General features: G+C 63.2%; 27 protein-coding genes. All 27 read right to left on the minus strand.

The window, feature by feature from the left end:
- Positions 1-3: 3 nt before the first annotated feature.
- Positions 4-1,377 carry a class II 3-deoxy-7-phosphoheptulonate synthase gene (locus ACN9M2_RS14520; RefSeq protein WP_426285394.1) on the minus strand — a complete coding sequence of 458 codons (1,374 nt, stop codon included), beginning with the start codon at positions 1,375-1,377 and terminating at the stop codon, positions 4-6.
- Between the two features lie 42 nt (positions 1,378-1,419).
- On the minus strand, positions 1,420-1,920 hold the full coding sequence (locus ACN9M2_RS14525) for a disulfide bond formation protein B (protein WP_426285395.1): 501 nt from the start codon (positions 1,918-1,920) through the stop codon (positions 1,420-1,422).
- Between the two features lie 711 nt (positions 1,921-2,631).
- Positions 2,632-3,018, minus strand: a complete 387-nt coding sequence (rplQ, locus tag ACN9M2_RS14530) for a 50S ribosomal protein L17 (RefSeq protein WP_306849943.1) — start codon at positions 3,016-3,018, stop codon at positions 2,632-2,634.
- Positions 3,019-3,228: 210 nt separating this feature from the next.
- Entirely contained in the window at positions 3,229-4,227 is a 999-nt protein-coding gene (locus tag ACN9M2_RS14535) for a DNA-directed RNA polymerase subunit alpha (protein WP_046967234.1), read from the minus strand.
- A gap of 16 nt (positions 4,228-4,243) precedes the next feature.
- On the minus strand, positions 4,244-4,870 hold the full coding sequence (gene rpsD / locus ACN9M2_RS14540; RefSeq protein ID WP_029213873.1) for a 30S ribosomal protein S4: 627 nt from the start codon (positions 4,868-4,870) through the stop codon (positions 4,244-4,246).
- An 11-nt stretch (positions 4,871-4,881) separates the two neighbouring features.
- A complete protein-coding gene (rpsK, locus tag ACN9M2_RS14545; protein ID WP_007513384.1) occupies positions 4,882-5,268 on the minus strand; it encodes a 30S ribosomal protein S11 in 387 nt (128 codons plus the stop codon).
- A 12-nt stretch (positions 5,269-5,280) separates the two neighbouring features.
- On the minus strand, positions 5,281-5,637 hold the full coding sequence (gene rpsM, locus ACN9M2_RS14550) for a 30S ribosomal protein S13 (RefSeq protein WP_029213875.1): 357 nt from the start codon (positions 5,635-5,637) through the stop codon (positions 5,281-5,283).
- 124 nt (positions 5,638-5,761) lie between these two features.
- Positions 5,762-7,084 carry a preprotein translocase subunit SecY gene (gene secY, locus ACN9M2_RS14555; protein ID WP_306849899.1) on the minus strand — a complete coding sequence of 441 codons (1,323 nt, stop codon included), beginning with the start codon at positions 7,082-7,084 and terminating at the stop codon, positions 5,762-5,764.
- Between the two features lie 4 nt (positions 7,085-7,088).
- Positions 7,089-7,520 (minus strand): 50S ribosomal protein L15, encoded by a 432-nt coding sequence (gene rplO, locus ACN9M2_RS14560; protein WP_306849898.1) that lies wholly within the window; start codon positions 7,518-7,520, stop codon positions 7,089-7,091.
- 5 nt (positions 7,521-7,525) lie between these two features.
- Positions 7,526-7,723, minus strand: coding sequence for a 50S ribosomal protein L30 (rpmD, locus tag ACN9M2_RS14565; RefSeq protein WP_371023350.1), 198 nt, complete (start codon positions 7,721-7,723; stop codon positions 7,526-7,528).
- Positions 7,716-8,225, minus strand: a complete 510-nt coding sequence (gene rpsE, locus ACN9M2_RS14570) for a 30S ribosomal protein S5 (protein WP_029213879.1) — start codon at positions 8,223-8,225, stop codon at positions 7,716-7,718. The genes rpmD and rpsE overlap by 8 nt, the downstream gene beginning before the upstream one ends.
- A 121-nt stretch (positions 8,226-8,346) precedes the next feature.
- Positions 8,347-8,697, minus strand: a complete 351-nt coding sequence (gene rplR, locus ACN9M2_RS14575; RefSeq protein WP_426285396.1) for a 50S ribosomal protein L18 — start codon at positions 8,695-8,697, stop codon at positions 8,347-8,349.
- A gap of 30 nt (positions 8,698-8,727) precedes the next feature.
- Complete coding sequence (gene rplF, locus ACN9M2_RS14580) at positions 8,728-9,255, minus strand: 50S ribosomal protein L6 (protein WP_371023352.1); 528 nt, start codon at positions 9,253-9,255, stop codon at positions 8,728-8,730.
- Between the two features lie 11 nt (positions 9,256-9,266).
- A complete protein-coding gene (gene rpsH, locus ACN9M2_RS14585) occupies positions 9,267-9,662 on the minus strand; it encodes a 30S ribosomal protein S8 (protein WP_072322781.1) in 396 nt (131 codons plus the stop codon).
- 127 nt (positions 9,663-9,789) lie between these two features.
- Positions 9,790-10,095: a 30S ribosomal protein S14 gene (gene rpsN, locus ACN9M2_RS14590; protein ID WP_426285397.1), complete on the minus strand. Its 306-nt coding sequence runs from the start codon at positions 10,093-10,095 to the stop codon at positions 9,790-9,792.
- Positions 10,096-10,108: 13 nt separating this feature from the next.
- A complete protein-coding gene (gene rplE / locus ACN9M2_RS14595; protein WP_306849886.1) occupies positions 10,109-10,648 on the minus strand; it encodes a 50S ribosomal protein L5 in 540 nt (179 codons plus the stop codon).
- A 12-nt stretch (positions 10,649-10,660) separates the two neighbouring features.
- Positions 10,661-10,972, minus strand: a complete 312-nt coding sequence (gene rplX / locus ACN9M2_RS14600) for a 50S ribosomal protein L24 (RefSeq protein ID WP_090054986.1) — start codon at positions 10,970-10,972, stop codon at positions 10,661-10,663.
- A 14-nt stretch (positions 10,973-10,986) separates the two neighbouring features.
- Complete coding sequence (gene rplN / locus ACN9M2_RS14605; RefSeq protein ID WP_306849882.1) at positions 10,987-11,355, minus strand: 50S ribosomal protein L14; 369 nt, start codon at positions 11,353-11,355, stop codon at positions 10,987-10,989.
- Positions 11,356-11,366: 11 nt separating this feature from the next.
- Positions 11,367-11,627 carry a 30S ribosomal protein S17 gene (rpsQ, locus tag ACN9M2_RS14610; RefSeq protein ID WP_029213887.1) on the minus strand — a complete coding sequence of 87 codons (261 nt, stop codon included), beginning with the start codon at positions 11,625-11,627 and terminating at the stop codon, positions 11,367-11,369.
- Between the two features lie 11 nt (positions 11,628-11,638).
- Entirely contained in the window at positions 11,639-11,824 is a 186-nt protein-coding gene (rpmC, locus tag ACN9M2_RS14615) for a 50S ribosomal protein L29 (protein ID WP_029213888.1), read from the minus strand.
- Positions 11,824-12,237, minus strand: a complete 414-nt coding sequence (gene rplP, locus ACN9M2_RS14620) for a 50S ribosomal protein L16 (protein ID WP_306849879.1) — start codon at positions 12,235-12,237, stop codon at positions 11,824-11,826. Before rplP ends, rpmC begins: the two co-directional genes overlap by 1 nt.
- Positions 12,238-12,248: 11 nt before the next feature.
- Positions 12,249-12,980 carry a 30S ribosomal protein S3 gene (rpsC, locus tag ACN9M2_RS14625; RefSeq protein WP_306849877.1) on the minus strand — a complete coding sequence of 244 codons (732 nt, stop codon included), beginning with the start codon at positions 12,978-12,980 and terminating at the stop codon, positions 12,249-12,251.
- A 15-nt stretch (positions 12,981-12,995) separates the two neighbouring features.
- Complete coding sequence (gene rplV, locus ACN9M2_RS14630) at positions 12,996-13,331, minus strand: 50S ribosomal protein L22 (protein WP_029213891.1); 336 nt, start codon at positions 13,329-13,331, stop codon at positions 12,996-12,998.
- Positions 13,331-13,603 carry a 30S ribosomal protein S19 gene (rpsS, locus tag ACN9M2_RS14635; RefSeq protein ID WP_029213892.1) on the minus strand — a complete coding sequence of 91 codons (273 nt, stop codon included), beginning with the start codon at positions 13,601-13,603 and terminating at the stop codon, positions 13,331-13,333. The genes rplV and rpsS overlap by 1 nt, the downstream gene beginning before the upstream one ends.
- Positions 13,604-13,615: 12 nt before the next feature.
- Positions 13,616-14,437, minus strand: a complete 822-nt coding sequence (rplB, locus tag ACN9M2_RS14640) for a 50S ribosomal protein L2 (protein WP_306849874.1) — start codon at positions 14,435-14,437, stop codon at positions 13,616-13,618.
- A gap of 18 nt (positions 14,438-14,455) precedes the next feature.
- Positions 14,456-14,749 (minus strand): 50S ribosomal protein L23, encoded by a 294-nt coding sequence (rplW, locus tag ACN9M2_RS14645; RefSeq protein ID WP_046967254.1) that lies wholly within the window; start codon positions 14,747-14,749, stop codon positions 14,456-14,458.
- Complete coding sequence (rplD, locus tag ACN9M2_RS14650) at positions 14,746-15,348, minus strand: 50S ribosomal protein L4 (protein WP_306849867.1); 603 nt, start codon at positions 15,346-15,348, stop codon at positions 14,746-14,748. Before rplD ends, rplW begins: the two co-directional genes overlap by 4 nt.
- Positions 15,349-15,355: the final 7 nt, after the last annotated feature.

Consider the following 15,355-nt stretch of genomic DNA (forward strand, 5'->3'; position numbering starts at 1 on the left):
GCGTCAGACCATGCCGCCGGACTTACGCACGATCAGCATGGCCATTTCCAGCGACTGCTCGTAGTTGAGCCGTGGATCGACCATGGAGCGGTAGGCGCGATCGAGGTCGCCTTCGACGAGGTCACGGGCACCGCCCAGGCATTCCGTGACGTCTTCGCCCGTGAGTTCGAGATGCACGCCGCCGAGACGCGTACCGGCCGCCGCGTGGATGTCGAAGGCCTGGTCGAGTTCGCCGGCGATGTTGGTGAAGCGCCGGGTCTTGTAACCGTTGCTGGTGCTTTCGGTGTTGCCGTGCATGGGATCGGCAACCCACAGGACACGACGCCCTTCGCGCTTGACCGCCTCGAGCAGCGGCTGCAGATGCGTGCCGATCTTGTCGTTGCCCATGCGATGGATGAGGGTCAGGCGGCCCGGCTCTTCGTTCGGGTTGAGGACATCGATCAGGCGCAGCAGATCGTCCGCCTGGACCGTCGGGCCGACCTTCACCGCGATGGGATTGCGAATGCCACGGAAGTATTCCGTGTGCGCGCCATCGAGCGCGGCGGTGCGCATGCCAATCCAGGGGAAATGCGTGGACAGGTTGAACCAGCCTTCCTGTCGCGGCACCCGGCGCGTGAGCGCTTCCTCGTAGTGCAGCAGGAGCGCTTCGTGCGAGGTGTAGAAATCCACGCGCGAGTAGCTGGAGATCGACTGCCCCGCGAGGGTCTCCATGAAACGCAGCGAATCGCCGATGCTGGCGACCATGCGCTTGTATTCCGCCGCGAGCGGCGAATGCTCCACCCAGGCGAGATCCCAGTACTCGGGATGGTGCAGATCGGCGAAGCCACCGTCGATCAACGCGCGGACGAAGTTCATCGTCATCGCGGAACGCGCATGCGCCTTGATGAAACGTTGCGGGTCGGCGCGGCGCGCCTCCGGCGTGAACTCGGGACTGTTGACCAGGTCGCCACGGAATGCCGGCAGCGTCACGCCGTCACGGGTCTCCGTATCGGCCGACCGCGGCTTGGCGTACTGGCCGGCGAAACGGCCGACGCGCAATACGGGCTTCTTCAAGCCGTGCACGAGTACGAGGCTCATCTGCAGCAGCACCTTGAGCCGATTCGAAATGATCGGGCTGTTGCAGTCCGCGAAGCTCTCCGCGCAATCGCCGCCCTGGAGCAGGAAGCGCTCACCGTCCTGTGCTTCGGCGATACGCTCCTTCAGCGCCAGGATCTCCCACGAGGTGACCAGCGGCGGCAATTCACCGAGCTGGGCCAGCGCGCGGTTGAGCTCGTCGAGATCTTCGTACGTCGGCTGCTGAAGGGCGGTCCTCGACCGCCACGAGCCCGGCGTCCAGTCGATGGACGGGGGAACTACGGCTTTGAGGGAGTGCTGCATGGGGTAATGCCTACGTGGAAGCGCCTCGAGAGGCGCGGAAAGTCAACGAACGCCGCGGCGCAGGGCCAGGAGAGCCCAGACGACGAGGACAACGAACCACAACAAGGTCCATCCGGGCATCGGCAGGCCGAGGATGGGCTCCAGCTTGGCGCATTCGCCGGAGCCGGTGAACGCCAGCTTCAACATCTTCATGAAGGGAAAGGCGTCGAAGAGGTAACCCAGGCCGGGCCCGCACGCGGGAACCTCGCTGGGCGGAAGGGTCTGCATCCACAGATGGCGCCCCGCGGTCGCAATGCCCCACAAGCCGCCGAGCGTGACGAGAATCGCATAGGTGGCACGTCCGCCCCGCTTCCCCGGCGCATGCAGCCCGCCGATGAGGAAGAACAAGCCCATGAAGCACACCGCGATGCGCTGGAAGATGCACAGCGGGCACGGGTCCAGGTGCATCACGTACTGCGCGTACAAGGCGAAGGCCATGAGGGCCGCGCAGACGGCAAAGGCGAGCAGATAACGCGTGCGGAACGACCAGTTACGAGGGTTCATGTGGGGATGGTGCGATGCGGGACACCCACGTTAACCCTTTGTGTAGGTACTTGTCAGTAGGCGCGCGCAGTTTCATTGGTAACCATGTCAATCACTTGTGTGAGTTGCATGACCGAGCCGTCGGCCGCCACCCTCGCCGCCCTGGTGGGAGCCGACCTTGTCGGCGATGGGTGCTTGCCTCAGCCGGGCCCGCTGCCGCGGGATCGCCGACAAAGTCGGCTCCCACCAGGGGGGTGGTGGTCAAACAGGGGCGGTGCTTTGCGATGTATCGCGGTGTTCTGTGTGCAGTGTGCGGAGTGCGACAACCTTCGCTCTTTCGCCTCAACCCACCGCAGTCGTGACTGAGCTGCCGGGCGTCCCCCTCGGCGCGACATGAGGCGCCGAGGATGGCCGGGCGGACAAGGCCCGCAGGGGATCGGCCTGGACGGCCGATCGTTTTCGCTGAGGCAGGAGGCCGAATCGAAAACCCCCGCCCGACCGTCCGGGCCCGCCGGGGCGCAGCCATCGGACACCGCCGCGCAGCGGCTTCCTTCCCCAAGGGACGGCACCGCCTGGCGCGCCGAGGGGGGACGCCCGGCAGCTCCCCCGCCACGCACACAGCAAACGCGAGGGCGAAGCCGAGCCCGCAGAACCGACAATCCCTCAGCACCAAGCAAAAAAAACCCCGGCTGGTTTCCCGGCCGGGGTTTCTTCGATCAAGCCTGGACGGGCTTAGTCGGCGTCGACTGCTTCGCCCGCGGTCGGGCGGTCCACCAGCTCGACATACGCCATCGGAGCATTGTCGCCCGGGCGGAAGCCGCACTTGAGGATGCGCAGGTAACCACCGGGACGCTCGCGGTAGCGAGGACCCAGCTCGACGAAGAGCTTGCCGACGGCCTGCTTGTCGCGCAGGCGCGAGAAAGCGAGGCGGCGGTTGGCGACGCCATCGGTCTTGGCGAGCGTGATGAGCGGCTCGGCGACGCGACGGAGTTCCTTCGCCTTGGGAAGGGTGGTGCGGATAAGCTCGTGCTTGATCAGCGACGAAGCCATGTTCTTGAACATCGCTTCGCGGTGGCTGCTCGTGCGGTTGAGCTTGCGACCGGATTTCTGGTGGCGCATGGCGTTTACTCTCTGAGTCTATTGTTATGAAAAGCCGGTCAGGATGAGCCGACTTTCCGCGGTTACCCGCTAATGCAAGGCTATAAGAACGCCCCGCTATAAGAGCACGGCCTCTTTGGACCGCTTTGGAATCCCGGTGGAAGTGCACGAGGCATCCGCCGGGTGGTGCAAAGGATCGGGGCGATCGAATACCGATCGCCCCGTGAAACATCAGCCCAACTGCATACCGTGGGAAAGACCCGGCGGCGGCCAGTTTTCGAGCTTCATGCCGAGAGCGAGACCACGCCCGCCCAGCACATCCTTGATTTCCGTCAGCGACTTCTTGCCCAGGTTCGGCGTCTTCAGCAACTCGACCTCGGTCTTCTGGACCAGGTCGCCGATGTAGTAGATGCTCTCGGCCTTGAGGCAGTTCGCCGAACGGACCGTCAGTTCGAGATCGTCGATCGGACGCAGCAGGAGCGGATCGAACCCGCCCTTCTCCGCCTTGGTCGAATCGCTCTCGCGGCGCGAGAAATCGCCGAAAACCGACAGCTGATCGTTGATGATCTCAGCAGCCTTGCGGACCGCGTCTTCAGCACCGATCGTGCCGTTCGTCTCGATGTCGAGCACGAGCTTGTCGAGGTTGGTGCGCTGCTCGACACGAGCCGCGTCCACTTCGTAAGCCACGCGCAGGACCGGCGCGAACGACGCGTCGAGCTGCAGACGGCCGATCGGCCGCGTCTCGTCATCCGGATGCTGGCGCGCGCTGGCCGGCTGGTAGCCGACGCCACGACGCACCTTCAGACGCATGTTCAGTGCCACATCCTTGGTGAGGTGGCAGATCACGTGTTCCGGGTTGACGATTTCAACGGAATGATCGACCGCGATATCGCCTGCGGTGACCACGCCCTTGCCCTTCTTCGACAACGTCAGGGTGACTTCATCACCGCTGTGCTGGCGGATGGCGACATCCTTGAGGTTCAGCAGGACTTCGATCACGTCCTCCTGCAGGCCTTCCAGGGTGGTGTACTCGTGCAGCACGCCGTCGATTTCGACCTCGACGATCGCGCTGCCCGGAATCGAAGAGAGCAGCACGCGGCGCAGCGCGTTGCCCAGGGTGTGACCAAAGCCACGCTCGAGCGGCTCGACCACCACCTTAGCGCGGTTCGCTCCAAGCTGCTCGACGCTGAGGCCACGAGGCCGCAGCACACTAGTTGACGAAACTGCCATGCAAGGCTCCGGTGGATTACTTCGAGTAAAGCTCGACGATCAGGGCTTCGTTGATATCGGCCGGCAGATCACCGCGATCCGGAACGGCCTTGAACGTGCCTGCGAACTTCTTGCTGTCGACCTCGACCCACGACGGACGAAGATCCATCGTGTCGTAGATCGTCGCCGCTTCCTGCACGCGCAACTGCGTGCGGGCCTTCTCCGTCAGCGAAACCTCATCGCCCGGACGGACATGATAGGAAGGCACGTTGACCTTCTTACCGTTGACCGTGACGGACTTGTGGGCCACGAGCTGGCGAGCCTGGGCGCGGGTGACCGCGAAACCCATGCGGTAGACGACATTGTCGAGACGGCTTTCCAGGAGGCGAAGCAGGTTTTCACCCGTATTGCCCTTCTGGGTCGAAGCCTTGGTGTAGTAGTTGCTGAACTGACGCTCAAGCACGCCGTAGATGCGCTTGACCTTCTGCTTCTCACGCAACTGAACAGCGTAGTCGGACAGGCGGGCGCGCTTGTTTGCGCCATGCTGGCCGGGCTTGTTTTCGAGCTTGCACTTGGAATCGAGCGCGCGGGCGGGGCTCTTCAGACCGAGGTCGGCACCCTCACGACGCGCAAGTTTGCAGGTAGCTCCACGATAACGGGCCATGGGTATGCTCCTTAGACGCGACGCTTCTTGGGGGGACGGCAGCCGTTATGCGGAATCGGCGTGACGTCGATGATGTTGAGCACCTTGTAGCCCAACGCGTTCAGAGAGCGCACGGCCGACTCGCGGCCCGGGCCGGGGCCCTTGATGCGCACTTCCACGGTCTTCACACCGTAGTCGCCAGCGGCGCGGCCAGCCTTTTCGGCGGCGACCTGCGCTGCGAACGGGGTCGACTTACGGGAACCGCGGAAACCCGCGCCGCCCGCCGTCGCCCACGACAGGGCGTTGCCCTGGCGATCGGTGATCGTGACGATGGTGTTGTTGAAAGAAGCCTGCACGTGGGCCACGGCATCCGTGACGACGCGCTTGATCTTCTTCTTGGTTTTAACCGGCTTAGCCATGATCGGTATCCGTTACTTCTTGATCGGACGACGCGGACCCTTGCGGGTACGGGCGTTGGTACGCGTGCGCTGGCCGCGCACCGGCAGGCCGCGACGGTGGCGCAGGCCACGGTAGCAACCAAGATCCATGAGGCGCTTGACCGCCATGCCGATTTCGCGACGAAGGTCGCCCTCGACCGTGTACTTGGCGATCTCGGCTCGGATCTTTTCGACCTCGCCTTCGCTGAGCGACTTGATGGGAGTGGTCGCAACCACGCCCGCGTCGACGCAAACCTGCTTCGCCCGCGAACGGCCGATTCCGTAAATGCTCTGCAAACCAACCCAGACATGCTTCTGGACCGGCAAATTGACACCCGCGATGCGCGCCATGATGTACTGTCTCCGATGCGTTTCGTGCGCGGTAAACGCGCAATTCTAACCGTAATTAACCTAAACGGGAAGTCCTGCGGCGCTGGGCGCCAAGGCCTCCCCTACTTGGGGCCTCCGTCGCGTCTCAGCTGCGACGGAGATTGGACTTCTTAAGCAGACTCTCGTACTGGTGGCTGACGAGATGGGCCTGGACCTGAGCCGTAAAGTCCATCACCACCACCACCACGATCAGCAGCGAAGTGCCGCCGAAATAGAACGGGACGTGCCAGGCGTTCTGCATGAACGTGGGCACCAGGCAGACCAGTACGATGTAGAGCGCGCCAACACCGGTAAGCCGGGTCATGACGCCATCGATGTAGTCCGCCGTGGCACGACCCGGGCGGATGCCCGGAATCAACGCGCCCGAACGCTTGAGGTTATCGGCCGTTTCCTGCGAATTGAACACGATCGCCGTATAGAAGAAGGCGAAACCGATCACCAGCACCGCGAAAACGATGTCGTGGACCGGCTCACCCGGGCTCAGCGCCGTGGTCAGCCATTGCAGCCAGCGGGACTGGTGGGCAGAGCCGAACCAGGTCGCCGCGGTCGCGGGGAAAAGCAGCAGGCTGGTCGCGAAGATCGGCGGAATGACGCCCGCCATGTTGATCTTCAGCGGCAGGTGCGAGGTCTGGCGCTGGAACTGACGCTGGCTGCCCTGCTTCGCGTAGTTCACGGTGATACGCCGCTGGGCGCGCTCCATGAACACCACGAAGGCCGTGACCGCCAGGATCACCACGGTGACCATCAGCAGCTTCAGGACCGACAGCTCGCCGTTGTTCGCCATGGACAGCGTGTGCACGATGGCACCCGGCAGGCCCGCGACGATACCGGCGAAGATCAGCATCGAGATACCGTTGCCGATACCGCGCTCCGTGATCTGCTCGCCCAGCCACATCAGGAACATCGTGCCGGCGGTGAGGCCGACGACCGACGCCATGACGAAGCCGGCACCCGGCATGTAGACCACCGGTGCGCCGCCCGTGGCGACCTGCTTCTGCAGGGCCACCGCGATGCCGAACGCCTGGAAGGCTGCGAGACCCACCGTGCCGAAGCGCGTGTAGGTGGTCATCTTGCGACGACCCGCCTCGCCTTCCTTGCGCAGTGCCATGAGCGACGGAACGACCGAGCCCATCATCTGCACCACGATCGACGCCGAGATATACGGCACCACACCGAGAGCGAACACCGAGAAGCGGGACAGCGAACCACCCGAGAACATGTTGACCATGTTCAACAGGCCGCCACCACCCTCGACCAGACTCGTCATCGCCTCGGGGTTCACGCCCGGAACGGGAATGAACGAGCCGAGGCGGAAGACGATCAGCGCACCAATAAGGAAAAAGATGCGCTGACGCAGTTCCGTCAGTTTGCCCAGCGAGCCGAGCGTTGTGCCCTGCGCTGCAGCCACCTGATTACTCCACGCTGCCGCCGGCGGCTTCGATGGCCGCCTTGGCGCCGGCCGTCGCAAGCACACCGGAGAGCTTCACCGCACGGGTGATTTCGCCCTTCAGGACGATCTTGACCTTCTTCGCACGGCTGGTCACGAGACCGGCGGCGTGCAGGGCGATCAGATCGATGGTGTCGGACTTGACCGACGCCAGCTGGTACAGCATGACCTGTTCCGTATCGGCCTTCTTCAGCGAACGGAAGCCGACCTTCGGCAAACGACGCTGCAGCGGCATCTGGCCGCCTTCGAAACCGACGCGGTGCGTATTACCGGCACGGGCGTGCTGACCCTTGTGACCACGGCCGGCGGTCTTGCCGAGGCCGGAGCCGATACCGCGCGCGACGCGGGTACGGGTCTTGCGGGCGCCCTTGCCGGGCCTGAGTTCATTAAGACGCATGACGTTTACTCCTCGACCCGGACCAGGTAGTAGACCGTGTTGATAAGGCCACGGACCTGGGGGCTATCCTTCAGTTCGCGCACATCGTTGAGCTTGTTCAGGCCGAGGGCCTTCACGCTCAGACGATGACGACCCTGTACACCGCGAAGGCCCTTGACGAGGCGGACGCGGACGGTGCCGGTGTTTTCGTTGTTCTTAGCCATTGCCGAGGACCTCTTCGATCGTCTTGCCACGCTTGGCGGCAATGCGCTTCGGCGATGCAACGGCCTGGAGGCCCTTGATCGTGGCGCGGACGAGGTTGATCGGGTTGCGCGAGCCGACGGCCTTCGCAAGCACGTCCTTCACGCCGACCACTTCGAGGACGGCGCGCATGGCACCGCCGGCGATGACGCCGGTACCCTGCGAGGCGGGCTGCATGTAGACGCGGGCCGCACCGTGGTTCGCCTTGATGGCGTACCAGAGCGTGCCGTTGTTCAGTTCGATCGACACCATGTTGCGGCGGGCGCGCTCCATCGCCTTGGAAATGGCAACCGGCACTTCACGCGCCTTGCCATAACCAAAGCCGACGCGACCCTCGCCGTCGCCGACGACCGTCAGCGCGGTGAAGCTCATCTGGCGGCCACCCTTGACGGTCTTGGCCACGCGGTTGACGGCGATCAGCTTTTCAAGCATGCCGTCCGAATTTTCGCGATCTGTCGAGGACATCTCTCTTTCCTGTCTGCCCGGACGTACCGGGACTTCTGTTTACGGCTTGGTCGCCGCTTGGAGTTGTAGTTACAGCGGGCGGCACCGGTCCCGGGGGACCGATGCCGTGGCCTGACGCCTCTTAGAACTTGAGGCCGGCCTCACGCGCCGCGTCGGCAAGAGCCTTGATGCGACCGTGATAACGGAAACCCGAGCGATCGAAGGCAACGGCTTCGATACCGGCGGCCTTGGCGCGCTCGGCAACGACGCGGCCCACCGTGGTGGCGGCCTCGATGTTCTTCTTGCTCTTGAGGCCTTCGGCCACCGACTTCTGCACGGTCGAGGCGGCTGCCACGACGGTGCCGTTCGGTGCGAAGACCTGGGCGTAGATGTGCTGACCGGTGCGGTGCACGCTCAGGCGGGCGACGGCGAGCTCACGGATGTGGGCACGGGTCGACTTGGCGCGGCGCAGGCGGGAATCGTTCTTGTTCATCGTCTCGTCTCCAGAAAGCGGATAGGCCGATTAGGCCTTCTTGGCTTCCTTCAGGATGATCGTCTCGCCGGCGTAGCGGACACCCTTGCCCTTGTAGGGCTCCGGCGAACGGAACGCGCGGATCTTCGCGGCCACCTGGCCCACGAGCTGCTTGTCGGCACCCTTGACCAGGACTTCCGTCTGCGACGGAACTTCGATGGTGATGCCTTCCGGCGCCTCGAAGACCACCGGGTGCGAATAACCCAGCGAAAGGTTGACCGACTTACCGGTGAGCTGGGCGCGGTAACCCACGCCGACGAGCTCGAGCTTCTTCTCGAAGCCGTTGGCCACGCCGTGGATCATGTTGGCGACGATCGCGCGGGCGGTACCGCCGAACTTGTCGTCGGCACCCTCGGCGAGAACGACGTTCGCGACGCCATTCTCCTGCTGGAACGAAACGCCCGGCAGTTCGTGGGTGGTCAGGGTGCCCTTCGGGCCCTTGACGGTGACGGTGCCGTTGGCGATCGAGAGTTCGACGCCCTTCGGCAGGGTGATGGGCTGCTTGGCTACACGTGACATGTCGGGACTCCTTACGCCACCTGGCCGATGACTTCGCCGCCCAGACCCTTCGCACGGGCCTGCGCGTCGGTCAGGAGACCGGCGGAAGTCGAGATGATCGAGATACCCAGGCCACCGAGGACCTTCGGCAGCTCGTCCTTGCCGCGATAGACGCGGAGACCGGAACGGCTGACACGGGAGATGGTTTCGATGGCCGGACGGCCTTCAAAGTACTTCAGCTTGATCTCGAGGACCGGCTTGCCAGCTTCGTCAGCGGCACGGGCGTCGAGAATATAGCCTTCGTTCTGCAGAAGCTTGGCCAGGGCCAGCTTCATCTTCGACGACGGCATACGGACAACCGACTTGCCAGAGGCCTGGCCATTACGGATGCGCGTAAACAGATCGGCGATGGGATCAGTCATGCTCATAAGAAAACCCTTGAGAGTGCACCGATATCCGAATTACCGGAAATCTTAAATTGTAAAGCCGACAATCGTCGGTCTGCGTTGCGCAGACCGACGACTATAACAGCTTGCCCCGCCGTTGGCGAGTTTTTTACCAGCTAGCCTTGCGCAAGCCCGGAACGTCGCCACGCATGGTGGCTTCGCGGAGCTTGTTGCGACCCAGGCCGAACTTGCTGTAGACACCACGCGGGCGGCCGGTCAGGGCGCAGCGGTTACGCTGGCGCGACGGGCTCGCATCACGGGGAAGCTTCTGCAACTTCGTCTGGGCTTCCATCTTCTCTTCGTACGACGCGGTGGCGCTCAAAACGATCGCCTTCAGTTCGGCGCGCTTGGCGGCGTACTTCTTGACGAGCTTGGAGCGCTTGAGATCGCGCTCGATCATCGAGGTCTTGGCCATGTTCTACCTATGATCAGTTGCGGAACGGGAAGCTGAAAGCTTCCAGCAGCGCCTTGGCTTCTTCGTCGGTCTTGGCGGTGGTGGTGATGGAGATATCCATGCCACGCAGCGCGTCGACCTGATCGAAGTCGATTTCCGGGAAAATGATCTGTTCCTTGATACCGAAGTTGTAGTTACCACGGCCATCGAAGGCACGGCCCGAGACACCACGGAAGTCGCGCGTACGCGGCAACGAGATGTTGATCAGGCGGTCCAGGAATTCCCACATCTGGGCACGACGAAGCGTGACCTTGCAACCGATCGGCCAACCGTCGCGGATCTTGAACGAAGCGACCGACACGCGGGCCTTCGTCGTGATCGGCTTCTGGCCGGCGATCTTGGTCATATCGGCCACGGCGTTCTCGAGGATCTTCTTGTTACCGGCGGCTTCGCCGACGCCCATGTTGAGCGTGATCTTCGTGATGCGGGGCACTTCCATGACGTTCTGGTAACCGAAGCGCTCAGTGAGCTTCTGCATTACCGACTCTTTGTAAAACGATTCAAGGCGGGTCATGACTTCGATTCCTTACGCGTCGACCACTTCGCCCGAACGGAACACGCGCACCTTGCGCCCGTCCTCGAGCGTCTTGGTGCCCACGCGCTCGCCCTTGTTCGTGGCGGAGTTGAAGAGCTGTACGTTGGAGATATGGATCGAGGCCTCACGTTCGACGATTCCACCCGGCTGGTTGGCCTGCGGATTCGGCTTGGTGTGGCGCTTGACCAGGTTCACGTTCGAGACGACCACGCGGTCGCCATCGACGCGCAGCACGTCGCCGCGCTGTCCCTTGTTCTTGCCGGTGATGACGACGACGTTATCACCCTTGCGGATACGGTTCATGGTCTGGCCTCCGCTCAGAGCACTTCGGGCGCGAGCGAGACGATCTTCATGAACTTCTCGCTGCGCAGCTCGCGGGTAACCGGCCCGAAGATACGGGTTCCGATCGGCTCGAGCTTGTTGTTGAGGATGACGGCCGCGTTGCCGTCGAAACGGATCACGGAACCATCAGCGCGGCGCACACCCTTGGCGGTACGAACCACCACGGCGTTGTACACCTCACCCTTCTTGACCTTGCCGCGGGGAATGGCGTCCTTGACGGTCACCTTGATGACATCACCGACGCTGGCATAACGGCGCTTCGAGCCGCCCAGCACCTTGATGCACATCAGTTCCTTCGCGCCGCTGTTATCGGCCGCGGAAAGCATGCTCTGTACCTGAATCATGGCAGCTCTCCTTAGACTTCAGCGCGCGTGACGATTTCGACCACGCGGTGATGTTTGGTCTTCGACAGCGGACGGCATTCCGCGATGCGGACGAGGTCACCCTCGTTCGCGCCGGTTTCGTCGTGCGCATGGAGCTTCGTGGAACGGCGGATGATCTTGCCGAGCAGCGGATGCTGCACCTGGCGCTCGATCAACACCGTCACCGTGTTAGCCATCTTGTTGCTGATGACACGACCCGTGAGGGTACGCGCCGTCTTCGTGTTATCGCTCATGTCCGCCGTCCTTACTTCTTCACGCCGAGCACGAACTTCGTGCGGGCGATGTCACGCCGAACGCGGCGCAGCTGGTGCGGCTGGGTGAGCTGTCCGGAGCCCTTCTGCATGCGCAGGTTGAACTGCTCCTTGCGAAGGTCCAGCAAGTGCTGCTTCAGCTCTTCCGCCGACTTCTCTTTGATTTCTTTGCTGGCCATTACATCACCGCCCTGGAGACGAACTGGGTCTGGACGGAGAGCTTGGCTGCCGCCAGACGGAACGCTTCGCGTGCCGTCGTCTCGTCGACACCTTCGATTTCATAAAGCATGCGACCCGGCTGGATCAGAGCGACCCAGAACTCGACGCCACCCTTACCTGCACCCATTCGGACTTCGATGGGCTTACGGGTGATCGGCTTGTCCGGGAACACGCGGATCCAGAGCTTGCCGCCACGCTTTACGTAGCGCGTGATGCAACGACGGGCCGCTTCGATCTGACGCGCGGTCAGCTGACCGTGCGTCGTCGCCTTGAGGCCGTACTCGCCAAAGCTCACGAGGTTGGAATTGAATGCCAGGCCGTCATTACGACCCTTATGCATCTTGCGGTACTTGGTACGCTTCGGTTGCAACATGGCAACGCTCCTTACTTGGCAGCGCGCTCACGCTCGCGGCGGTTTTCACCACCCTCGCGGCGCGACGACTGCTGAGGCTGCTGTTCTTCCTTCGACTCGGCCGTAGCGGCCGCCAGATCGAAGATCTCGCCCTTGTAGACCCAAACCTTGACACCGATGATGCCGTACTGGGTCTTGGCCTCGGCGGTGCCGTAGTCGATGTCCGCGCGCAGGGTATGCAGCGGAACGCGACCTTCGCGGGCCCACTCGGAGCGCGCGATCTCGGCACCGTTCAAACGGCCGGAGACGTTGATCTTGATGCCGAGGGCACCGAGGCGCATCGCGTTGCCAACCGAGCGCTTCATGGCGCGGCGGAACATGATGCGACGCTCGAGCTGCTGGGCGATCGATTCAGCGACGAGCTGGGCATCGAGCTCCGGCTTGCGGACTTCACTGACGTTGATGTGCGTCGGAACGCCCATCATGTCCGTGACTTCCTTGCGCAGCTTCTCGATGTCCTCACCCTTCTTGCCGATCACCACACCCGGACGGGCGGTGAAGATCGTCACGCGGGCGGTCTTGGCCGGACGCTCGATCTGGATCTTCGAGATGCCAGCGGCGGCGAGCTTCTTGCGCAGCATCTCGCGGACCTTGAGGTCGGCCGCGAGGTACTGGGCGTACTCACCCTTGTTTGCGTACCACTTCGAGTTCCAGTCCTTGGCAATGCCGAGGCGGATACCGGTGGGATGAACTTTATGACCCATCGTGTCTTACCCCAGTCAGTTGCCGACAACCACAGTGATGTGGCTGGTGCGCTTCAGGATGCGCGAGCCGCGACCTTTGGCGCGGGCGTACATGCGCTTCATCGCCGGACCTTCGTCGACGAAGATGCGGGCCACCTTGAGCTCGTCCACGTCGGCGCCGAGATTGTTTTCGGCGTTGGCGACGGCGGACAGCAGCACCTTGCGGACAAGGTGGGCGGCTTTCTTGTTGGTAAAGGCGAGCACGTCGCTGGCTCGGCCCACGGGCATACCGCGGACCAGGTCAGCCACCAGGCGTGCCTTCTGCGCCGAGATGCGGGCGCTGCGCAGGATCGCTTTGGCTTCGGTGCTCATCACTTGCCCTTCTTATCGCCTGCGTGGCCCTTGTACGTACGGGTCACCGCGAACTCGCCGAGCTTGTGCCCGACCATGTTCTCGTTGATCAGGACGGGCACGTGCTGGCGGCCGTTGTGGATGGCGATGGTCAGACCGACCATCTCCGGCAGAATCATCGAACGACGCGACCAGGTCTTGATCGGACGCTTGTTGTTGGCGGAAACGGCGGCTTCCACCTTCTTTACGAGGTGCAGGTCAACGAACGGACCTTTCTTTAGAGAGCGCGGCATGATCGTTTCCTATTACTTGCGACGACGCACGATGAACTGCTGGGTGCGCTTGTTGTTGCGCGTCTTGTAACCCTTGGTCGGCGTACCCCACGGGCTGACCGGATGACGGCCGCCGGAGGTCTTGCCTTCACCACCGCCGTGCGGATGGTCGACCGGGTTCATCACGACACCGCGAACGGTCGGACGGATACCCGCCCAGCGCTTCTTGCCGGCCTTGCCCAGCTTGCGCAGGCTATGCTCGGAGTTGCCGACTTCACCGATGGTGGCGCGGCATTCGACCGGCACGCGGCGCATTTCGCCGGAGCGAAGACGCAGCGTGGCGTAACCCTGCTCGCGAGCGACCAGCTGGACCGAGGCGCCGGCGGAACGCGCGATCTGCGCACCCTTGCCCGGCTTCATCTCGATGCAGTGGACGGTGGAACCGACCGGAATCGAACGAAGCGGCAGGCAGTTGCCCGGCTTGATCGGCGAGTCGGAACCCGACACGAGACGGTCGCCCACCGCCACGCCCTTCGGCGCGATGATGTAGCGGCGCTCGCCGTCGGCGTAGCACAGCAGCGCGATGTGCGCGGTGCGGTTCGGATCGTATTCCAGACGCTCGACAACGGCGGCGATGCCTTCCTTGTCACGCTTGAAATCGATGATGCGGTAAGCCTGCTTATGACCGCCGCCGCGATGACGCGTGGTGATGCGACCGTAGTGGTTGCGGCCACCCGTCTTCGACTGCGATTCGGTCAGGGGCGCGTAAGGTGCGCCCTTGTGCAGACCTTCGGTCCGCACGCTGACTGCGTCGCGGCGGCCCGGGGAGGTCGGCTTGTGAGTGATCAGTGCCATCTCAATTCAACTCCTGGCTCAGGCCTTGGCCGACACGTCGATCGTGTGACCGTCGGCGAGGCGCACGTAGGCCTTACGCTTGCCCTGGCGGTTGCCAGTGCGGAAGCGGAACGACTTGACCTTGCCCTTGGTGTTCACGAGGTTCACGTCCACGACCTTGACGTCGAAGAGATGTTCCACGGCTGCACGGACATCGGCCTTGGTCGCCTCGGGCGCCACGACGAAAACGTACTGGTTGTTCTCAGCAAGGCGAGCCGACTTCTCGGAGATGTGCGGCGCGCGAAGCGTGTTGAGCGTGCGTTCGGTGCTCATGCGAGCCACTCCTCGACCTTCTTGACCGCGTCCACCGTCATGACGACGAAGTCGCTGCCGACCAGGCTGACCGGATTAAGGGCCAACACGTCGACGACGTGGATGTACGGAATGTTGCGGGCGGACAGGTACAGCGCCTCGGTGGCATCTTCCGATACCAGCAGCACGCGACCCTTGACTTCGAGCTCGGCCAGCTTCGCGATCATGCCCTTGGTGCTCGGGGCTTCCATCGACAGCTCGGAGACGACCTTCAGGCGACCCTGACGGTTCAGCTCGGCGACGATCGAACGGATCGCAACACGGTAAGCCTTGCGGTTGACCTTCTGCTCGAAGCTGCGCGGCTTGGCCGCGAACGTCACACCACCACCGACGAAGATCGGGGCGCGGTAGTCGCCGTGGCGAGCGCCGCCACCCTTCTGCTTCTTGAACTTCTTGGTCGTACCGGACATCTGGCCGCGAGACAGCTGGGCCTTCGTACCGGCACGGCCAGCCGCCTGATAGGCGGTGACGACCTGGTGGACGAGGGCCTTCTTGTACTCGCCGCCGAACACGTCGTCCGACACGGTGAGCGCCTTGGCGCCAATAACGTTGAGTTCCATGGCGTCT

The organism is Luteibacter sp. E-22, from assembly GCF_049913125.1.
Lineage (GTDB): Bacteria > Pseudomonadota > Gammaproteobacteria > Xanthomonadales > Rhodanobacteraceae > Luteibacter.

Bases quoted from the DNA above. Each gene is read 5' to 3' on its own strand.
- ACN9M2_RS14520 (WP_426285394.1), bottom strand. From the start codon at position 1,377: ATGCAGCACTCCCTCAAAGCCGTAGTTCCCCCGTCCATCGACTGGACG.
- ACN9M2_RS14525 (WP_426285395.1), bottom strand. From the start codon at position 1,920: ATGAACCCTCGTAACTGGTCGTTCCGCACGCGTTATCTGCTCGCCTTT.
- rplQ (WP_306849943.1), bottom strand. From the start codon at position 3,018: ATGCGCCACCAGAAATCCGGTCGCAAGCTCAACCGCACGAGCAGCCAC.
- ACN9M2_RS14535 (WP_046967234.1), bottom strand. From the start codon at position 4,227: ATGGCAGTTTCGTCAACTAGTGTGCTGCGGCCTCGTGGCCTCAGCGTC.
- rpsD (WP_029213873.1), bottom strand. From the start codon at position 4,870: ATGGCCCGTTATCGTGGAGCTACCTGCAAACTTGCGCGTCGTGAGGGT.
- rpsK (WP_007513384.1), bottom strand. From the start codon at position 5,268: ATGGCTAAGCCGGTTAAAACCAAGAAGAAGATCAAGCGCGTCGTCACG.
- rpsM (WP_029213875.1), bottom strand. From the start codon at position 5,637: ATGGCGCGCATCGCGGGTGTCAATTTGCCGGTCCAGAAGCATGTCTGG.
- rplO (WP_306849898.1), bottom strand. From the start codon at position 7,520: ATGCGTCTTAATGAACTCAGGCCCGGCAAGGGCGCCCGCAAGACCCGT.
- rpmD (WP_371023350.1), bottom strand. From the start codon at position 7,723: ATGGCTAAGAACAACGAAAACACCGGCACCGTCCGCGTCCGCCTCGTC.
- rpsE (WP_029213879.1), bottom strand. From the start codon at position 8,225: ATGTCCTCGACAGATCGCGAAAATTCGGACGGCATGCTTGAAAAGCTG.
- rplR (WP_426285396.1), bottom strand. From the start codon at position 8,697: ATGAACAAGAACGATTCCCGCCTGCGCCGCGCCAAGTCGACCCGTGCC.
- rplF (WP_371023352.1), bottom strand. From the start codon at position 9,255: ATGTCACGTGTAGCCAAGCAGCCCATCACCCTGCCGAAGGGCGTCGAA.
- rpsH (WP_072322781.1), bottom strand. From the start codon at position 9,662: ATGAGCATGACTGATCCCATCGCCGATCTGTTTACGCGCATCCGTAAT.
- rpsN (WP_426285397.1), bottom strand. From the start codon at position 10,095: ATGGCCAAGACCTCGATGATCGAGCGCGATCTCAAGCGCTCCAAGCTC.
- rplE (WP_306849886.1), bottom strand. From the start codon at position 10,648: ATGACCCGCCTTGAATCGTTTTACAAAGAGTCGGTAATGCAGAAGCTC.
- rplX (WP_090054986.1), bottom strand. From the start codon at position 10,972: ATGAACCGTATCCGCAAGGGTGATAACGTCGTCGTCATCACCGGCAAG.
- rplN (WP_306849882.1), bottom strand. From the start codon at position 11,355: ATGATTCAGGTACAGAGCATGCTTTCCGCGGCCGATAACAGCGGCGCG.
- rpsQ (WP_029213887.1), bottom strand. From the start codon at position 11,627: ATGAGCGATAACACGAAGACGGCGCGTACCCTCACGGGTCGTGTCATC.
- rpmC (WP_029213888.1), bottom strand. From the start codon at position 11,824: ATGGCCAGCAAAGAAATCAAAGAGAAGTCGGCGGAAGAGCTGAAGCAG.
- rplP (WP_306849879.1), bottom strand. From the start codon at position 12,237: ATGTTGCAACCGAAGCGTACCAAGTACCGCAAGATGCATAAGGGTCGT.
- rpsC (WP_306849877.1), bottom strand. From the start codon at position 12,980: ATGGGTCATAAAGTTCATCCCACCGGTATCCGCCTCGGCATTGCCAAG.
- rplV (WP_029213891.1), bottom strand. From the start codon at position 13,331: ATGAGCACCGAAGCCAAAGCGATCCTGCGCAGCGCCCGCATCTCGGCG.
- rpsS (WP_029213892.1), bottom strand. From the start codon at position 13,603: ATGCCGCGCTCTCTAAAGAAAGGTCCGTTCGTTGACCTGCACCTCGTA.
- rplB (WP_306849874.1), bottom strand. From the start codon at position 14,437: ATGGCACTGATCACTCACAAGCCGACCTCCCCGGGCCGCCGCGACGCA.
- rplW (WP_046967254.1), bottom strand. From the start codon at position 14,749: ATGAGCACCGAACGCACGCTCAACACGCTTCGCGCGCCGCACATCTCC.
- rplD (WP_306849867.1), bottom strand. From the start codon at position 15,348: ATGGAACTCAACGTTATTGGCGCCAAGGCGCTCACCGTGTCGGACGAC.